Annotated in this window: 17 protein-coding genes and 1 riboswitch; of the genes, 6 read left to right on the forward strand and 11 right to left on the reverse strand. The window is 71.8% G+C overall.

The window, feature by feature from the left end; all coding sequences use genetic code 11:
- Positions 1-106 precede the first annotated feature (106 nt).
- A riboswitch (SAM riboswitch) is annotated at positions 107-232 on the forward strand.
- Positions 233-268: 36 nt separating this feature from the next.
- Entirely contained in the window at positions 269-1654 is a 1386-nt protein-coding gene (locus H9I49_RS08730; protein ID WP_188029960.1) for an aminotransferase class V-fold PLP-dependent enzyme, read from the forward strand.
- Between the two features lie 24 nt (positions 1655-1678).
- Here H9I49_RS08730 and H9I49_RS24405 read toward each other — a convergent pair whose 3' ends face one another.
- The 5 genes from H9I49_RS24405 to H9I49_RS08755 form a co-directional block, all read right to left on the reverse strand.
- Positions 1679-2773 carry an endonuclease/exonuclease/phosphatase family protein gene (locus H9I49_RS24405; RefSeq protein ID WP_188029961.1) on the reverse strand — a complete coding sequence of 365 codons (1095 nt, stop codon included), beginning with the start codon at positions 2771-2773 and terminating at the stop codon, positions 1679-1681.
- 1 nt (position 2774) lies between these two features.
- Positions 2775-4460, reverse strand: a complete 1686-nt coding sequence (locus H9I49_RS08740) for a ribonuclease J (RefSeq protein WP_188029962.1) — start codon at positions 4458-4460, stop codon at positions 2775-2777.
- Between the two features lie 66 nt (positions 4461-4526).
- Complete coding sequence (gene dapA, locus H9I49_RS08745) at positions 4527-5411, reverse strand: 4-hydroxy-tetrahydrodipicolinate synthase (RefSeq protein ID WP_188029963.1); 885 nt, start codon at positions 5409-5411, stop codon at positions 4527-4529.
- Between the two features lie 213 nt (positions 5412-5624).
- Positions 5625-6104 (reverse strand): dihydrofolate reductase, encoded by a 480-nt coding sequence (locus H9I49_RS08750; protein WP_188029964.1) that lies wholly within the window; start codon positions 6102-6104, stop codon positions 5625-5627.
- A gap of 27 nt (positions 6105-6131) precedes the next feature.
- Entirely contained in the window at positions 6132-6944 is an 813-nt protein-coding gene (locus tag H9I49_RS08755) for a thymidylate synthase (RefSeq protein ID WP_188029965.1), read from the reverse strand.
- A gap of 130 nt (positions 6945-7074) precedes the next feature.
- On the opposite strand from H9I49_RS08755, the gene ilvA reads away from it, so the two are divergent.
- On the forward strand, positions 7075-8661 hold the full coding sequence (ilvA, locus tag H9I49_RS08760; RefSeq protein ID WP_188029966.1) for a threonine ammonia-lyase, biosynthetic: 1587 nt from the start codon (positions 7075-7077) through the stop codon (positions 8659-8661).
- On the opposite strand, the gene H9I49_RS08765 is transcribed toward ilvA, so the two are convergent.
- The 6 genes from H9I49_RS08765 to paaA form a co-directional block, all read right to left on the reverse strand.
- On the reverse strand, positions 8658-9746 hold the full coding sequence (locus H9I49_RS08765; RefSeq protein WP_188029967.1) for an NAD(P)/FAD-dependent oxidoreductase: 1089 nt from the start codon (positions 9744-9746) through the stop codon (positions 8658-8660). The two genes, ilvA and H9I49_RS08765, sit on opposite strands and share 4 nt — an antisense overlap.
- Positions 9747-9829: 83 nt before the next feature.
- The gene (paaE, locus tag H9I49_RS08770; protein ID WP_188029968.1) at positions 9830-11005 is read right to left on the reverse strand and encodes a 1,2-phenylacetyl-CoA epoxidase subunit PaaE; all 1176 of its coding nucleotides are present in this window, start codon (positions 11003-11005) and stop codon (positions 9830-9832) included.
- Positions 11006-11509, reverse strand: coding sequence for a 1,2-phenylacetyl-CoA epoxidase subunit PaaD (gene paaD / locus H9I49_RS08775; protein WP_188029969.1), 504 nt, complete (start codon positions 11507-11509; stop codon positions 11006-11008).
- Positions 11509-12324 carry a 1,2-phenylacetyl-CoA epoxidase subunit PaaC gene (gene paaC, locus H9I49_RS08780; RefSeq protein ID WP_188029970.1) on the reverse strand — a complete coding sequence of 272 codons (816 nt, stop codon included), beginning with the start codon at positions 12322-12324 and terminating at the stop codon, positions 11509-11511. The genes paaD and paaC overlap by 1 nt, the downstream gene beginning before the upstream one ends.
- Positions 12321-12674: a 1,2-phenylacetyl-CoA epoxidase subunit PaaB gene (gene paaB, locus H9I49_RS08785; RefSeq protein WP_188029971.1), complete on the reverse strand. Its 354-nt coding sequence runs from the start codon at positions 12672-12674 to the stop codon at positions 12321-12323. The genes paaC and paaB overlap by 4 nt, the downstream gene beginning before the upstream one ends.
- A complete protein-coding gene (gene paaA / locus H9I49_RS08790; protein ID WP_188029972.1) occupies positions 12671-13723 on the reverse strand; it encodes a 1,2-phenylacetyl-CoA epoxidase subunit PaaA in 1053 nt (350 codons plus the stop codon). Before paaA ends, paaB begins: the two co-directional genes overlap by 4 nt.
- Before the next feature lie 102 nt (positions 13724-13825).
- Between paaA and H9I49_RS08795 the strand changes: the two genes are divergently transcribed.
- The 4 genes from H9I49_RS08795 to H9I49_RS08810 are packed head-to-tail and all read left to right on the forward strand — an operon-like array spanning position 13826 to position 15896.
- Positions 13826-14527, forward strand: coding sequence for an N-acetyltransferase family protein (locus tag H9I49_RS08795; protein ID WP_370587494.1), 702 nt, complete (start codon positions 13826-13828; stop codon positions 14525-14527).
- Complete coding sequence (locus H9I49_RS08800) at positions 14524-15213, forward strand: AzlC family ABC transporter permease (RefSeq protein WP_188029973.1); 690 nt, start codon at positions 14524-14526, stop codon at positions 15211-15213. The genes H9I49_RS08795 and H9I49_RS08800 overlap by 4 nt, the downstream gene beginning before the upstream one ends.
- A 2-nt stretch (positions 15214-15215) precedes the next feature.
- Positions 15216-15524, forward strand: coding sequence for an AzlD domain-containing protein (locus H9I49_RS08805; protein ID WP_223128537.1), 309 nt, complete (start codon positions 15216-15218; stop codon positions 15522-15524).
- A gap of 3 nt (positions 15525-15527) precedes the next feature.
- The gene (locus tag H9I49_RS08810; RefSeq protein WP_188029975.1) at positions 15528-15896 is read left to right on the forward strand and encodes an MmcQ/YjbR family DNA-binding protein; all 369 of its coding nucleotides are present in this window, start codon (positions 15528-15530) and stop codon (positions 15894-15896) included.
- The last annotated feature ends 42 nt before the right edge of the window (positions 15897-15938 follow it).

Here is a 15938-nt window from a genome sequence, read left to right on the forward strand (position 1 = left end):
CCGGACGGTGGCCGCCCGCGGGATCGGCCGGACGGCGTCTCAGATCGCGACACCGCCGGGTCGATGGGTGGACAGTCCCGGGCGGCTCGCCCTATCGTCGTGGCCAGGTCATGAGTGCCAGCGACAAGCCCCGGCTCGCTGGCCAGCAACCCTCCTCCGCGGTGGGGTGCTCCGGGTGACGACCAGGTCGACCTCGAACCGCTTCTGCGATCGAGGCCGGCAAGCGCGGACCCGCATCCGGTGGGTCCCAGGACCCAGGAGCACTGTCATGTCGGTTCTTCCCACCACGTCCCTCTGCGGCGGCGCGCCGGCGCCCGTCGTGCGGACCCGCGCCCTGCACGTCGTGCCCGAGGCTCGCACGCTGCCCGCCATCGTCGGTGCGGACCTCAGGGTCCCGACGCTCCACGGCGAGGTGGGCTACGCCAACCTCGACCATGCCGCCTCCACGCCGGCGCTCGAGACGGTCAAGGCCGCGGTCGACCGCGCGCTCGAGACGTACTCGTCGGTGCACCGCGGAGCCGGTTTCGCCTCGCGCCTCACGAGCGCCTGGTACGAGCAGGCCCGCGCCGAGGTCGCCTCGTTCGTCGGGGCACGCGAGGACGACACCGTCGTCTTCACCCGCACGACGACCGACTCGTGGGCGCTGCTGTCCAAGGCGCTGCCGAGCCGCACGACGGTCTTCGTCTTCGGCACGGAGCACCACTCGACGCTGCTGCCGTGGGGCCGGTACCGCACGGTGCGCCTGCCCGTCCCGCAGACGGTCGAGGACGCGTACGCCCTCCTCGAGGAAGCCCTTGACGACCACCCGTCGCGCAACCGCCTCGTCGTCATCGCGGCCGCCAGCAACGTGACGGGTGAAGTCTGGCCGGTCGAGCGCCTCGCGGCCCTTGCACACGCGCACGGCGCCCGGATCGCCGTCGACGCAGCGCAGCTGTCCGCGCACCGCACCATCGACCTGACCGCGTGGGACGCCGACTACGTCGCGTTCTCCGGGCACAAGACGTACGCGCCCTACGGCGCAGGGGTCCTCGCAGGCCGCTCCGACTGGCTCGACACCGGCAACCCCTACCTGCTCGGCGGTGGCGCCACGCGCTCGGTGAGCGAGGAGGGCACGACGTGGGCCACCGGCCCGGCGCGGCACGAGGGCGGCAGCCCCAACGTCATCGGCGCAATCGCCTTGGCCGCCGCGTGTGCGACGATCAGCCGCCACCGCGAGGCCATCGAGGCCCACGAGGCCCGGCTGCTCGAGCGTCTGCAGCAGGGGCTCGGCGAGGTCCCCGGCGTCGAGGTGCTGTCGATCTTCGGTGACGAGAGCGACCGCGTCGGGGTCGTCGCGTTCACCATCGATGGCTGGGACTCCTCGCTCGTGTCGCAGGTCCTCTCGGTGGAGCACGGCATCGGCGTGCGTGACGGCAAGTTCTGCGCGCACCTGCTCGTCGACGAGCTGCTCGAGGACCCGTGGGGCGAGCGCTCGGCCACCGCGGTGCGCGCCAGCCTCGGCCTCGGCAGCACCCTCGAGGGCGTCGACCGCCTCGTCGCGGCCGTCTCTCGTCTCGTCGAGCAGGGCACCGACGCCGCGTGGACGCTCACCGAGACCGGATGGGCCGTCGACGGCACCGACCCCCGCGACGTCGAGGTCGAGCGTCCCTGGTGACGCCGCTGGGCGAGTGACCCCGAGTCAGCGCGGGGGCAGCGAGTAGCTGGCCCAGACCGCGGCGTGGTCGGTGCCGTTGAACGCCACCTGTCCGGCCGAGACGAGTGTCAGCCCGCGGCTCAGGACGTGGTCGATCTGCACGACGGGCGGCAGCCGGTTGCCGGCGAAGGGCCACGTGCGCACCCACCCCTGGCCGTCGGTGGTCTGCGCGTCGGCGAGCCCCGAGGCCAGCTCGCGGAAGCCCGGGTGGGCGAAGCTCGCGTTGAAGTCGCCGGCCAGGACGAGGAGCTCGTCGCCGTCGAGCCGCTGCTTCCACGTCTGGAGCGACCGGAGCCCCGCCCGCCACTCGTCGGTGTCGCCCCGGAGCGGCGCCATGGGGTGGGCGACCTTGAGCCGCACCGAGCCGTTGGGTACCGTCACGTCGAGCTCGGGCTGGACGCTGGGAGTGCCCTCGACGGCCGGGTCGGTGGCCAGGCTGCGCACCGACAGCGGGTAGCGCGACAGCACCATCGTGCCGGTGAAGGTGTCGGCGCGTGCGAGGCCCTCTCGAGCCGTGAAGTAGTCGCCGGCGCCGGACGCGTCGAGCCGGCGCATCATGGCGGGCGTCGCCTCGAGGACGACGAGCACATCGACCGAGTGGTAGCGGACGGCATCCATGAGCTGGCTCGCGTTGGCACGGCCCGCCCAGACGTTGGCCGACATGACGGTGAGGTCACGGTCGGCCTTCGGCTGCGACGACGCGAAGAACGCCGGTGCGGCGATGCCGGCCGCGACCGCGAGCGCGACGACGACCGGTACCAGCATCCACCAACGTCGCAGCAGCAGTGTCGCGACGGCGAGAAGCCCCAGCCCGATGGCGACGAAGGGGCCCGCCGTCTGGAGCACGACCACGACGTATGCCGTCGAGTCCAGCCACCGCAGCGCCCCGACACCCGCGAGGACGACTAGGGCGAGCCCGATGGCCACGTCAGCGAGCCGGCGCAGCCGACGCTGCAGGCGCGCCACCCGAGCGGCGTCTCGCGCCGCATCGTCGTCGCGCGCGGAGTCGTCGAGCACAGGCTCGCCGGTGGCCTCGGTGGGGTCTGGACCGGCCTCCCCCGGGGCCGTCTGGACGCTCACGTCAGGCCTGCAGCACGACCGGGATGATCATCGGCCGGCGCCGGACCTTGCCGCCGACCCACGAGCCGACGGCTCGGCGCACGACCTGCTGGAGCTGCTGGTCGTCGCGCACGCCGTTGGCCACGGCCTCCTCGACGGCCCGCTCGACCTTCGGGATGACCTGCTGGAAGATCTCCTCGTCCTCGACGAAGCCGCGGGCCGTGATCTCCGGACCGCTCGCGATCTTGCCGGTCGCCGCATCGAGCACGACGATGCACGTGATGAACCCCTCGTCGCGCAGGATGCGGCGGTCCTTGAGCAGCGCCTCGTCCGCGCCGCCCACACTGCTGCCGTCGACGTACACGTAACCGCAGTCGACGACGCCGACCACGGACGCCTGGCCGTCGACGAGGTCGACGACGACGCCGTCCTCGGCGAGCACCACGTTGCGCTCCGGGACGCCCGAGGCGACCGCGAGCTGGGCGTTGGCGTACATGTGGCGCCACTCCCCGTGGACCGGCAGGACGTTGCGCGGCTTGACGATGTTGTAGCAGTAGAGGAGCTCGCCGGCGCTCGCGTGCCCGGAGACGTGCACCTTCGCGTTGCCCTTGTGCACGACGTTGGCCCCGAGGCGCATCAAGCCGTTGATGATGCGGTAGACGGCGTTCTCGTTGCCGGGGATCAGGCTGCTCGCGAGGAGCACCGTGTCGCCCGGGCCGACGTCGATGCGGTGGTCGCGGTTGGCCATCCGCGACAGGGCCGCCATCGGCTCGCCCTGCGAACCCGTGCAGATGAGGACGAGCTCGTCGTCGCGCAGGCTCTCGATCTTCTTGATGTCGATGAGGATGCCGTCGGGCACCTTCAGGTAGCCGAGCTCGGCCGCGATGCCCATGTTGCGCACCATCGAGCGGCCGACCATGGCGACCTTGCGGCCGGCCTTCTCCGCGGCGTCGAGGACCTGCTGGACTCGGTGCACATGGCTGCTGAAGCAGGCCACGATGACGCGGCGCTGCGCGTGGCGGAACACCCGGTCGATGGCCGGCGCGATCTCGAGCTCCGGGGTCGTGAAGCCGGGGACGTCAGCGTTCGTCGAGTCCGTGAGGAAGAGGTCCACGCCCTCCTCGCCGAGCCGGGCGAAGGCGCGCAGGTCGGTGAGGCGGCCGTCGAGCGGCAGCTGGTCCATCTTGAAGTCACCCGTGTGCAGCAGCGTGCCGGCCTCGGTGCGCACGAACACCGCGAGCGCGTCGGGGATCGAGTGGTTGACCGCGACGAACTCGAGGTCGAAGACGCCGACCCGCTCGCGCTGCCCCTCCTTGACGGCCATGGAGTAGGGCCGGATGCGGTGCTCCCTCAGCTTGGCCTCGACGAGGGCGAGGGTCAGCGTCGAACCGATGAGCGGGATGTCGCCCTTGAGGCGGAGCAGGTAGGGCACGGCGCCGATGTGGTCCTCGTGCCCGTGCGTCAGGACGATGGCCTCGATGTCGTCGAGGCGGTCCTCGATGTACGTGAAGTCCGGAAGGATCAGGTCGACTCCCGGGTGGTGGTCCTCCGGGAAGAGCACGCCGCAGTCGATGACGAGGAGCTTGCCCTTCGTCTCGAGGACGGCCATGTTGCGGCCGACCTCCCCGAGCCCGCCGAGCGCGACGACCCGCAGGCCGTTGTCGGGAAGGGCGGGGGGCGTGGTCAGCTCAGGGTGGGGGTGGCTCACAGGGTGTCCTGTCATTCGGTGGAGCTGCCGGGCCGTCGCGGGCTCCGGTCAGAGGTCATGGGGCGGTCATCCGACCGCCGAGAGCGCCTCGCGGACGAGTGCGGCCTGTGCCTCGTCTGCCTCGACCAGGGGCAGGCGAACGGCCGCCGACTCGATGAGGCCCTGGGCGAAGAGGCCGGACTTGGCCATGATCGCGCCCTGGGTGACGTTCATGACGGCGTTGACGATCGGGGCGAGGCGCCGGTGCACCGCGCGGGCGTCGTCCCACCGGCCCTCGACGACGGCGTCGGCCATCTCCCGGTATGCCGTCGGGGCGACCTGCGAGGTGACGCCGACGAAGCCGACCGCGCCGTTGACGAAGTGGGCGAGGTTCATCGCGTCGTCGCCGGAGTACCAGTCCAGGCCGGTGACCTGCATCATCTCGCTCGCGAACCACAGGTCGCCGCGGGCGTCCTTGACGGCGGCGATGCGCTCGTGCTCGGCGATGCGCAGGTAGGTCTCGCGGGCGATCGCGATGCCGGACCTGCCGGGGATGTCGTAGACCATGACGGGCAGGTCGCTCGCGTCGGCGAGCGCCGTGAAGTGGGCGACAAGGCCCGCCTGCGGGGGCTTGTTGTAGTACGGGGTGACGGCGAGGACCGCGTCGGCGCCGGCCTTCTGCGCCAGACGCACCGACTCGATGCTCTTGGCCGTGTCGTTGCTGCCGGCACCGGCGACGATGACCGCGCGGTCGCCGACGGCCTCGATGACAGCCCGGAGGAGCTCGTCCTTCTCGTCGGCGGACGTGGTCGGCGACTCACCGGTCGTGCCGGAGACGACGATGCCGTCGTGCCCCGCGTCGACCAGGTGGGCAGCCACCCGCTGTGCGGCGTCGAGGTCGACCGAGCCGTCAGCCCGCATGGGCGTGACCATCGCCGAGAGAACACGTCCGAGTACGGGTGCGGCAGCCATGGGGCCAAGGTTAGCGCCAGTGTCCGGCGATCCTCCCAGCGCGCCCACCCACGTCCCCGCACGGACATCCGACGTGTCGCTCCCGGGGGAACACAGAGGGCGAGGCACTACTCGCTCGGGGGTCCGAGTAGTGCCTCGCCACCCACTACATCGCGGCCGTTCGGGTGGCGTTACACGCGAGTAGCAAGTTTCTGCGGCGGAGGGCCGACGAGCTCATTCCCGGCGCTCGTACGTCACCCACGCGAAGCCGTCGCGCCCGTCCCGGGCCGTCTCGACCCAGACGACCGGGTCGATCTCGGGGAAGGTGACCGAGCCCTCCGGGGACTGGTCGACCTCGGTGACGAGGAGGCGGGCGGCATACGGCATGGCCTGTCGGTAGACCTCTCCCCCGCCGACGACGAAGACCTCGTCGGCGTCCCCCACGCGGGCGAGCGCCTCGGGCAGGGAGTGCGCGACCTCGACGCCGGGGTGGCCCCAGTCGCGCTGGCGGGTCACGACGACGCTGCGCCGGCCGGGCAGGGCGCCCATGGAGTCGAAGGTCCGCCGTCCCATGACCATGGGGTGGCCCATCGTCGTGCGCTTGAAGAACTTGAGGTCCTCCGACAGGTGCCAGGGCATGGTCAGCCCGTCGCCGATGACGCCGTTGCGGCCGACGGCGGCGATGAGCGTGACGTTGCGGAGCACCTCGGTCATGCGGCCAAGACTTGCAGACCCGTCGGGTCAGACGGCGATGGGTGCCTTGATGCCCGGCTCGGCGACGTAGTCGAGCAGCTCGAAGTCGTCGAGGTCGAACTCGTCGATGTCGTGCTTGTCGGGGTTGATCCGCATCGTCGGCAGGGCGTGGGGCGTGCGGGTCAGCTGCGTGCGGGCCTGCTCGAGATGGTTGACATACAGGTGTGCGTCGCCGAGGGTGTGCACGAACTCGCCGGGCGCCAGGTCGGTCAGCTGGGCGACCATCTGGGTGAGCAGGGCATAGGACGCGATGTTGAACGGCACTCCGAGGAAGATGTCGGCGCTGCGCTGGTAGAGCTGGCACGAGAGCCGGCGCCGGCCGTCCGGCCCGGGCGGCGAGACGTAGAACTGGAACATCGTGTGGCACGGCGGCAGCGCCATGTCGTCGACGTCGGCGACGTTCCACGCCGAGACGATCAGCCGGCGGCTGTCGGGGTTGGTGCGGATCTGCTCGATGACCTTGGCGATCTGGTCGACACGGCGGCCGTCGGGCGTGGGCCACGAGCGCCACTGGTAGCCGTAGATCGGGCCCAGGTCGCCGTCCTTGTCGGCCCACTCGTCCCAGATCGAGATGCCGCGCTCCTGGAGCCAGCGCACGTTGGTGTCGCCGCGCAGGAACCACAGCAGCTCGCCGATGATCGAGCGCAGGTGCAGCTTCTTCGTCGTCAGGGCCGGAAAGCCGTCGGCGAGGTCGAAACGCATCTGGTGGCCGAACACGCTGAGCGTGCCCGTGCCGGTCCGGTCGGACTTCTCCTGACCGTTGGTCAGGACGTGGTCGAGGAGGTCGAGGTACTGCCGCACGCCCGCAGCCTAGCCCCGCGGCCCGACAGTCCCACCTAGGTGCTCGGGTGCGTGCGGCCCGGCGCGTGGGTGCGTCTCGTGCACTGGTCCCTGCGCACGTGAGCAGTGAGGCGGCCCTAGGCTCGATGGCATGTCGAGCGTGCCCGTGCAGGGCGGCACCGCGGCGGCGGGGGCAGCAGGCGCGGAGCACCTGCGAGAGGTCCTGCGCGCCCCGGTCTACGAGGCCGCAGTCGTGACGCCCCTCGAGGTGATGGAGTCGCTCTCGACGCGCCTGGGCAACACGATCGAGGTCAAGCGCGAGGACCGTCAACCGATCCACTCGTTCAAGCTGCGCGGCGCCTACACGTTCATGCGGCAGCTCGATGACGCGGAGCGGGCACGTGGCGTCGTGGCCGCGTCGGCCGGCAACCATGCGCAGGGCGTCGCGCTCTCGGCCGCCCTCCTCGACATCGAGGCCGACGTCGTCATGCCGGTGACGACCGCTCCGATCAAGGTCGACGCTGTCCGTGCGCACGGGGCTCGTGTGGTCCTCCACGGCGACACGTTCGACGAGGCCAAGGCCGAGGCCCTGCGGCTCGCCGTGGAGCGCGGACGGACCTATGTCGCGCCGTTCGACGACCCGCTCGTCATCGCGGGGCAGGGCACGCTCGGGCTCGAGCTGCTCCAGCAGGACGCGCACCTCGACCGCATCTTCGTCCCCGTCGGGGGCGGCGGCCTCGCCGCCGGCGTCGCCACGCTCGTCAAGTACCTCATGCCGGCCGTGCAGGTCATCGGGGTCGAGCCCGACGACGCCGCGTGCCTCACGGCGGCCCTGGCCGCCGGCCGGCCGGTCGAGCTGCCCGAGGTGAGCAGGTTCGCGGAGGGCGTCGCCGTCAAGCGCATCGGTGACCGCACGTTCGAGCTGTGCCGTGAGCACCTCGACGACGTCGTCACGGTGAGCTCCGACGAGATCTGTGCGGCGATCAAGGACATCTTCGAGGACGTGCGTGCCGTCGCCGAGCCCGCCGGAGCCGTCGCCCTCGCAGGGCTCAAGAAGTACGTCGAGGAGAAGGACATCCGCGGCGAGCGCCTCGCCCACGTGCTCTCGGGCGCCAACGTCAACTTCCACACGCTGCGCTACATCTCCGAGCGCGCGGAGGTCGGGGAGCACCGTGAGGCCCTGCTCGGCGTGACGATCCCGGAACGGCAGGGTTCCTTCCTCACCTTCGTCGAGGCCCTCGCCGGGCGGGCCGTGACGGAGTTCAACTACCGTCTCGACGACACCTTCGAGGCACGGATCTTCGTCGGCGTGCGCCTGGCCCGCGGGCTCGCCGAGCGGGCGGAGATCATCGCCGAGATCGCCATGGCCGGTTACGAGGTGGTCGACCTCTCGGACGACGACACCGCCAAGACCCACGTGCGCTACATGATCGGCGGGCACCCGCCGCAGTGCCGCGAACGGGTCTACTCGTTCGAGTTCCCCGAGCACCCGGGCGCCTTGCTGCGCTTCCTCACCGAGCTCGGCACCCGCTGGAACATCACGATGTTCCACTACCGCAGCCACGGGTCCGACTCGGGGCGCGTGCTCTGCGCGTTCGAGGGCGTCGACGACAACCCCGCGGAGGCCGACGACTTCCTCCGGCACGTCGAGGACCTCGGCTACCCGTGCAAGGACGTCACGTCGAGCCCGGCGCTCTCGTACTTCCTGCTGTCACGTCCGCGGCATTCGGCGATCTAGGCGACGGCCTCTCGGCCGCGCGCGAGCTGACGCCGGACGGCCCTGGCTGCCGCCCGTCCGGCACGGTTGGCGCCGATGGTCGACGCCGACGGTCCGTAGCCGACGAAGTGGATGCGCGGGTCAGCGGTCGACGTCGTGAACGTGTGCTCGTCGAAGGGTGCGACGAGCCGTATGCCGCCGAGCTCGCTCCTGAGGTGGAGGGGCCGCAGGTGCCCCACCGTCGGGCGGAAGCCGGTGGCCCAGAGGATGACGTCAGCGCGCTCGAACGAGCCGTCCGGCCACCGCACGCCGTCGGGCTCGACTCGGGCGAACATGGGCCGCCGTGCATAGGCGCCGAGCTCCGCGGCGCGCTCCTCCTGCGGGCGGAGCATGAGGCCGGTGACACTGACGACGCTGCGGGGTGGCAGGCCCTGGGCGACGCGCTCTTCGACGAGCGCGACTGCCTGGCGACCGACGTCCCGCGTGAACTCGCTGGTGCGCCAGACCGGTTCACGTCGTGTCACCCAGATGGTGTCCGCCACGGGCGCGAGCTCGCCGAGGAGCTGCACCGCCGACGCTCCTCCGCCCACGACGACGACGCGCCTGCCGGCGAGCTCGTCGGGCCCTCGGTAGTCGACGGTGTGCAGCTGTCTGCCCCGGAAGGTCTCGATGCCCGGGTAGTACGGCACGAAGGGCGTCTCCCAGGTGCCGGTGGCGTTGACGACCGACCGGGTCAGCCACGTTCCGCTGGTCGTCCCCACCCGCAGGACGCCGTCCGGGTCGTCGTCGACGGGTGCGACGGAGGTGATGCGCACCGGCCGTACGACCGGCAGGTCGAAGTGCCGCTCGTACTCCGCGAAGTAGCGCGGCACGAGCACGTTGGCGCGGTCCCCCAGCGCGTGCTCGGGGACGGCCATGCCGGGCAGCTCGGCGATGCCGTGGACGTCCGCCATCGTGAGGCTGTCCCACCGGTGCTGCCAGGCGCCGCCCGGGCGTTCATTGGCGTCGAGCACGACGAACGGCTCGGCCCCGAGCCGCTTCAGGTGGTGCGCTGCCGAGAGACCGGCCTGACCCGCCCCGATGACCACGACCTCGACCACGTCCACGCCCCGAACAACACCGTCGCGTCACTCCGTGTTCCGTGCGGCGCTGCAGCCCGGCCGTCCTCCGAACGAGGGCCGAAGGAGGCTCAGGCGTCGTAGTCGAGGCTGACCTCGTCGGTCACCGGGTGGCTCTGGCAGGCGAGGACGATGCCGGCCTCGACCTCCTCGGGCTCGAGTGCGTAGTTGCGGTCCATCCGGACCTCGCCCGAGACGAGCCGGGCCCGGCAGGTGCCGCACACGCCGTTCGTGCACGAGAACGGCGCGTCGGGCCGCGCGCGGAGGGTCGCGTCGAGGATCGTCTCCTCGCGGCTGGGCATCGGGATCACAGTCGTGCGCCCGTCCAGGTTGACGGTGACCGTGGCCTCCGGCGGCGCCGAGTCGTCGACGACGACCTTTCGCTTCGGCTCCGTGCCGTCGTCGACGTGGAAGATCTCGTGGTGGATGTGGTGGGCGTCGACCCCGCGCTCCGTGAGCAGGGCCTCGGCTCCGGTGACCATGCCGAACGGGCCGCAGAGGTACCACTCGTCGACGGACTCCACGGGCAGCAGCGCGGCGAAGATCGCCGTGAGCCGCTGCGGCTCGAGGCGTCCGTGGAACAGCTCGACGTCCTGGGCCTCCCGCGAGAGCACGTTGACGAGGTGGAAGCGACCCGGGAAGCGGTTCTTCAGGTCCTCGAGCTCCTCGAGGAACATGATCGAGCTCGTCCGCCGGTTGCCGAAGAGCAGCGTCGCACGGGAGCCGGGCTCCTCCTCGAGCGCGCTCGTGAGCAGGGAGATCACGGGCGTGATGCCCGAGCCCGCCGCGATCGCGACGTGATGGCGAATGCCGTCCGGCTGGGTCGGGCACGTGAACGAGCCCAGCGGGGTCATGACCTCGACGACGTCGCCCGCGGTGACGATGTCGTTGAGCCAGTTCGACATGCGGCCCTCGGGCACGCGGGCAGCCGCCACTCGCAGGGTGCGCCCGGTCGGGTCGGCGAGCCGCGACTGGCAGATCGAGTAGGACTGGCGTACGTCGTCGCCGAGGATCGTGGCCCGCAGCGTCAGGTGCTGGCCGGGATCGAAGGCGAACTCGTCGACGAGCTCGGGGGGCACCGCGAAGGTGACGGCTACGGACTCGTCGGTCAGGCGCTCCACCGAGGCGACGGTGAGCGGGTGGAAGCGCGCCCGGTGCCGGCCTGCAGACGGCGCCGGAGCCGGCCCGGGTGAGGTCGTCGGCAGCTCGGAGGGCACGGCGGCGGGAGGGGTCGTGACGTCGGTCATTCAGATGGCCTTGAACTCGTCGAAGGGCTCGAGGCACGCGTTGCACCGGCGCAGGGCCTTGCACGCGGTCGAGCCGAAGTGGGCGATCTCGCTCGTGTCGGTGGAGCCGCACCTCGGGCAGGCGACGACGTGCCGGCTGAGGGTCACCGCGACCGGCCCAGGCGTCTCCCCCACCACCGGACCGGGTGGCGCGATGCCGAACCGCTCGAGCGCGGCCCGCCCCTCGTCGGTCATCCAGTCGGTCGTCCAGGCCGGCGAGCGCTGCGTGCGGACGTCGGCGGCATACCCCTGACGCCGGGCCTCGAAGACGATGCGCGACGCGATCGCCTCCATGGCCGGGCAGCCGCTGTACGTGGGGGTGATCGTCGCCACGACGGTGTGGGTGTCCTCGTCCACCTCGACGGACCGGAGGATGCCGAGGTCGGCGATGCTGATCACGGGCACCTCGGGGTCAGGGATGCGGGAGATCGCTTCTGCGACAGGCGATTCCACAGCCATGAGCATCACCAGGTCGCGCCGGGGTGAGAGCGGGCGATGTGCTGCATCTCAGCGAGGAGGTAGCCCATCGGCCGCGAGTGCACCCCGTCGCGGCCGCCGCGCGAGCGCCACGGAGAGTCGTTCGGCAGGGTCAGGGTCGCCTCGTCCACGACGCGGCCCGCCCGGGCCACGACGGCATCGTGCAGGCTGGACGGCAGCACACCCACGCCGAGCCCTGCCGCCAGGACCGACGCCTCGTCGTCGTCGAAGAGCTCGGCGAGGTAGGGCAGGACGCGCTCGAGCGCCGCCTGCATGCGGCGGTGCGACTCGTCGGTGCCGTCCCCGAGGCGCACGACCCACAGCGAGGCGTGGTCGAGGTGGTAGCGGACCTCCTTGAGCGCCTTGCCGGCGACCCCCGCGAGGACGTCGTCGGCGGAGCCGGCCAGCGCAGTGTGGAGCTCGACCTGGCGGGCGGAGAACCACAGCAACCGCGCCATCTCGTCGGCGAAGTCACCGCGCTCCTGCTCGACGAGGTGGACGTTGCGCCACTCGCGCTCATCGCGCTGCATCGCGTAGTCGTCCTCGCCGCGGCCCGTGCCGTCGATGGAGCCGACGTAGGGGTAGAGCGCGCGTGCCTGGCCGAGCAGGTCGAGCGCGATGTTGCCGAGCGCCATGTCCTCCTCGATCTGCGGGGCGTTGGTCATCCACTCGGAGAGACGCTGGGCGTAGACCATCGCGTCGTCGGCCAGGCCGAGCAGGTATGCCGCGTAGGGCTTATGGTCGCCCGCATGGTTCTCGGCCGCTCCCGGAAGCGCTTCCTGGCGGGTCGCGTTGTCGCTCATAGGTACTCGACATCCTCGGGCACGTCGTAGAACGACGGGTGCCGATAGACCTTGTCGGCGGCCGGGTCGAAGAAGGAGTCCTTCTCGGCGGGACTGCTCGCCGTGACGTCGTCGGCGCGAACGACCCAGATCGAGACGCCCTCCTGGCGCCGGGTGTAGACGTCGCGTGCGTTGCGCAGAGCGAGCGTCGCGTCAGGGGCGTGCAAAGAGCCGACGTGCACGTGCGACAGGCCGCGCTTGCCGCGGACGAAGACCTCCCAGAGCGGCCAGCTGCGCTCCTGGTGGGCAACCTCGGCGGGAGCCTGCGGGTCGTGCGAGTCGGTGCGGGGCGGGTTGGTGGCTCCGCTCACGCGGCACTCTCCTTGGTCCTGGCGGCCTGCTTGGCGGCATAGGCGTTGGCGGCTTCACGCACCCAGGCGCCCTCCTCGTGGGCGCGACGGCGGTGCGCGATGCGCTCGGCGTTGCACGGGCCGTCACCGCGCAGCACCTGCCAGAACTCATCCCAGTCGATCTCGCCGAAGTCGTAGTGGCCGCGCTCGTCGTTCCAGCGCAGCTCCGGGTCGGGCAGGACGACGCCGAGCTTCTCCGCCTGCGGCACCATCATGTCGACGAACCTCTGGCGCAGGTCGTCGTTGGCGAACCGCTTGATCCCCCACGCCATCGACTGCTCCGTGTGCCCACCCTTGGTGGCCTCGCCGGTGTCGGGCGGGCCGAACATCGCGAGCGCCGGCCACCACCAGCGGTCGGCCGCGTCCTGGGCCATCGCCTGCTGGGCCTCGGTGCCACGCATGAGGGTCCACAGGATCTCGAAGCCCTGCCGCTGGTGGAACGACTCCTCCTTGCAGACGCGGATCATCGCGCGCGCGTAGGGGCCGTAGGAGCACCGGCAGAGCGGCACCTGGTTCATGATCGCCGCACCGTCGACGAGCCAGCCGATGGCCCCGCAGTCGGCCCACGTGAGGGTCGGGTAGTTGAAGATCGAGGAGTACTTCTGCCGGCCGTCGTGGAGCCGGTCGAGCAGCTCCTGGCGGTCGACACCGAGGGTCTCGGCGGCGCTGTAGAGGTAGAGCCCGTGGCCGGCTTCGTCCTGGACCTTCGCGATGAGGATCGCCTTGCGACGCAGCGACGGGGCCCTGCTGATCCAGTTGCCCTCGGGCTGCATGCCGATGATCTCGGAGTGCGCGTGCTGGGCGATCTGGCGGACCAGCGTCTCGCGGTACTTCTCGGGCATCGCGTCGCGGGGCTCGATGCGCTGGTCGGCCGCGATGAGGGCATCGAACTCGTCACCGACGCCGCCTCGACTGTCGCGCTGGTCGTCGTGCGCCGCAGCCGCGTCGTAGACGGCGGTCTCGGCCGCGTTCAGCGGTTCGTTCGGGTCGATGACGTCGTTGCCATACATGAGTCCAGTATGCGAGATGGGCCCGAGGGCGTCCAAAGCCGGGTCCACCGTCGACCGTGGGGAGGCGGCCGCGGGGTCCCCGTCGCCTGAGAGGATGCCGTGGTGGCACACGAACACGAGCACACCAACGGGCACGCCCCCGACCATCCGCACGGGCACGGGCACGACCACGGACACAGCCACCTGCACGAGGCCGGGCCGGTGGCGGACGCGTCGGTGCGCGTGGCGCGGGTGTCCGATGCCCCGGCCGTCGGGCTCGTGCAGGCGGTCGTGTGGCGAGAGGCGTATGCCGGCGTGCTACCCGACGAGGTCGTGGAGCAGTTCGACCCACGTCCCTTCACGAACGCCTGGCGTGCCTCGCTCGGTGACGCGCCCTCGCCCGACCACCTGCTGCTCGTCGCGTGCGCCGGCGAGCAGGTCGTCGGCTTCGCCGCGGTCGGGCCCTCCCCCGACCCGGACGGCGCCGAGGCCGCCGAGCTGCTCGTCCTCGGCGTCCACCCCGACGCCCGCCGCCAGGGCCACGGCTCGCGCCTGCTCAACGCGGCCGTCGACACGGCCCGCGGACGTGGCGCCGGCATGCTGACGGCCTGGGTCCTCGCCGACGCCGACGAGACACGCGGCTTCCTCACGTCGGCAGGTCTCGAGGCCGACGGCGCCCACCGGGAGCGGGTCGTGTCCGAGGAGGGCCGCACCGCGCGCGAGGTGCGGCTGTCGGCGACCGTCGTCGACGCCGAGGAGCACGCCGGCGACCTGACCGCGGACGGAGTGGGGGCCACCGTCGACGAGGGCTCGGAGCGGGCGTGACCGCAGCGGCGGACCCGGGGGCGCGCCGCGCGGTCGTGCGGCAGAGCCTCTCGGTGGGCGTCGCGACCGGCGCCTACGGCATCAGCTTCGGCGCGCTCGCCGTCGCGGCGGGGCTCGACACGTGGCAGGCGATGGCGTTGTCGCTGCTCATGTTCACGGGCGGGTCGCAGTTCGCCTTCGTCGGGATCATCGGGGGCGGCCTGCACGCGGCACCGGCCGCGATCGCGGCCTCGTCGATGCTCGGCATCAGGAACGGCCTCTACGCGCTCGAGCTGGCCCACCTGCTCAACGTGCGCGGCGGCCGGCGGGTCGCGGCCGCCCACCTCACGATCGACGAGTCGACGGCGGTCGCCGTGGCCCAGGACGACCCGCGGACCGCGCGCCTCGGGTTCTGGCTGACGGGGCTCACGGTCTTCGCCCTGTGGAACCTCACGACACTCGCCGGGGCGCTCATCGGCAACCTCATCGGCGACCCGCGCACCTATGGCCTGGACGCCGCCGCGTGCGCGGCCTTCACCGCGTTGCTCTGGCCGCGGCTGCGCTCCCGCGACGGGGTGGCCATCGCCGTCCTCGGTGCCGTCGTGGCGGTCGTGCTCGCGCCGACGATGCCGCCCGGCATACCGGTCGTGGCGGCAGCGGCGGCGGCGCTGCTCGCGTGGCGCACGCCGAGGAGGGAGCGCCCGTGAGCATGTGGACGGCGCTGATCGTCGCCGCCGCGATCGCCTTCGCGCTCAAGCTCGCCGGCCATCTCATCCCCGCGCACCTGCTCGACGGGCCGCGCGTCCGGCGCCTCACCGGCGCCCTGCCGATCGCACTGCTCGCGGCGCTCGTGGCCACGCAGGCGCTCACCGGCCCGGGCGGCACGTTCGTGCTCGACGCCCGCGCGGCGGCGGTCGGCGTCGCGGTCGTCGCGCTCGTGCTTCGCGCGCCCTTCATCGTCGTCGTCGTGCTGGGGGCCGCGACCGCGGCGGTCCTTCGAGCGATGGGATGGTCGTGAACCGTGGCTGACGCGGACGACGTGCGCCGGGTCGCCCTCGCCCTCGCCGGGGTCGAGGAGATCCCCAGCGACGGGTTCGACTTCCGGGTCGGCAACAAGGGCTTCGTCTGGTCCTACCCCGAGCGGCGACCGGGTCAGCGACGCGTGATCCGCAGCGACATCGCGGTCCTCTACGTCGGCGACGAGGCCGAGAAGCAGGCGCTCGTGCTCGGTGAGCCCGAGCTCTTCTTCACCACGCCCGCCTATGACGGCGTGTCGCTCGTCATGCTCTGGCTCGACCGTGTCGACGGCGAGCGGCTCGAGGAGCTGGTGACCGACGCATGGCGGATGCGTGCACCGGCCGAGCTGGTCGAGGGCACCCAGGACACCTGAGCCGGCAGAGGCCGGGGCCGCCCGTGCGCGGTCCCCGGCCTC

Origin of the sequence: Terrabacter sp. MAHUQ-38, assembly GCF_014518425.1 — a bacterium.
In the GTDB taxonomy this organism is placed as follows: domain Bacteria; phylum Actinomycetota; class Actinomycetes; order Actinomycetales; family Dermatophilaceae; genus Terrabacter.

What these genes read in the sequence shown, in the direction of transcription:
- ilvA (WP_188029966.1), top strand. Translation starts at nt 7,075, where the DNA reads ATGTCGAGCGTGCCCGTGCAGGGCGGCACCGCGGCGGCGGGGGCAGCA.
- H9I49_RS08750 (WP_188029964.1), bottom strand. Translation starts at nt 6,104, where the DNA reads ATGACCGAGGTGCTCCGCAACGTCACGCTCATCGCCGCCGTCGGCCGC.
- H9I49_RS08730 (WP_188029960.1), top strand. Translation starts at nt 269, where the DNA reads ATGTCGGTTCTTCCCACCACGTCCCTCTGCGGCGGCGCGCCGGCGCCC.
- paaA (WP_188029972.1), bottom strand. Translation starts at nt 13,723, where the DNA reads ATGTATGGCAACGACGTCATCGACCCGAACGAACCGCTGAACGCGGCC.
- paaC (WP_188029970.1), bottom strand. Translation starts at nt 12,324, where the DNA reads ATGAGCGACAACGCGACCCGCCAGGAAGCGCTTCCGGGAGCGGCCGAG.
- paaE (WP_188029968.1), bottom strand. Translation starts at nt 11,005, where the DNA reads ATGACCGACGTCACGACCCCTCCCGCCGCCGTGCCCTCCGAGCTGCCG.
- dapA (WP_188029963.1), bottom strand. Translation starts at nt 5,411, where the DNA reads ATGGCTGCCGCACCCGTACTCGGACGTGTTCTCTCGGCGATGGTCACG.
- H9I49_RS08805 (WP_223128537.1), top strand. Translation starts at nt 15,216, where the DNA reads ATGTGGACGGCGCTGATCGTCGCCGCCGCGATCGCCTTCGCGCTCAAG.
- paaD (WP_188029969.1), bottom strand. Translation starts at nt 11,509, where the DNA reads ATGCTCATGGCTGTGGAATCGCCTGTCGCAGAAGCGATCTCCCGCATC.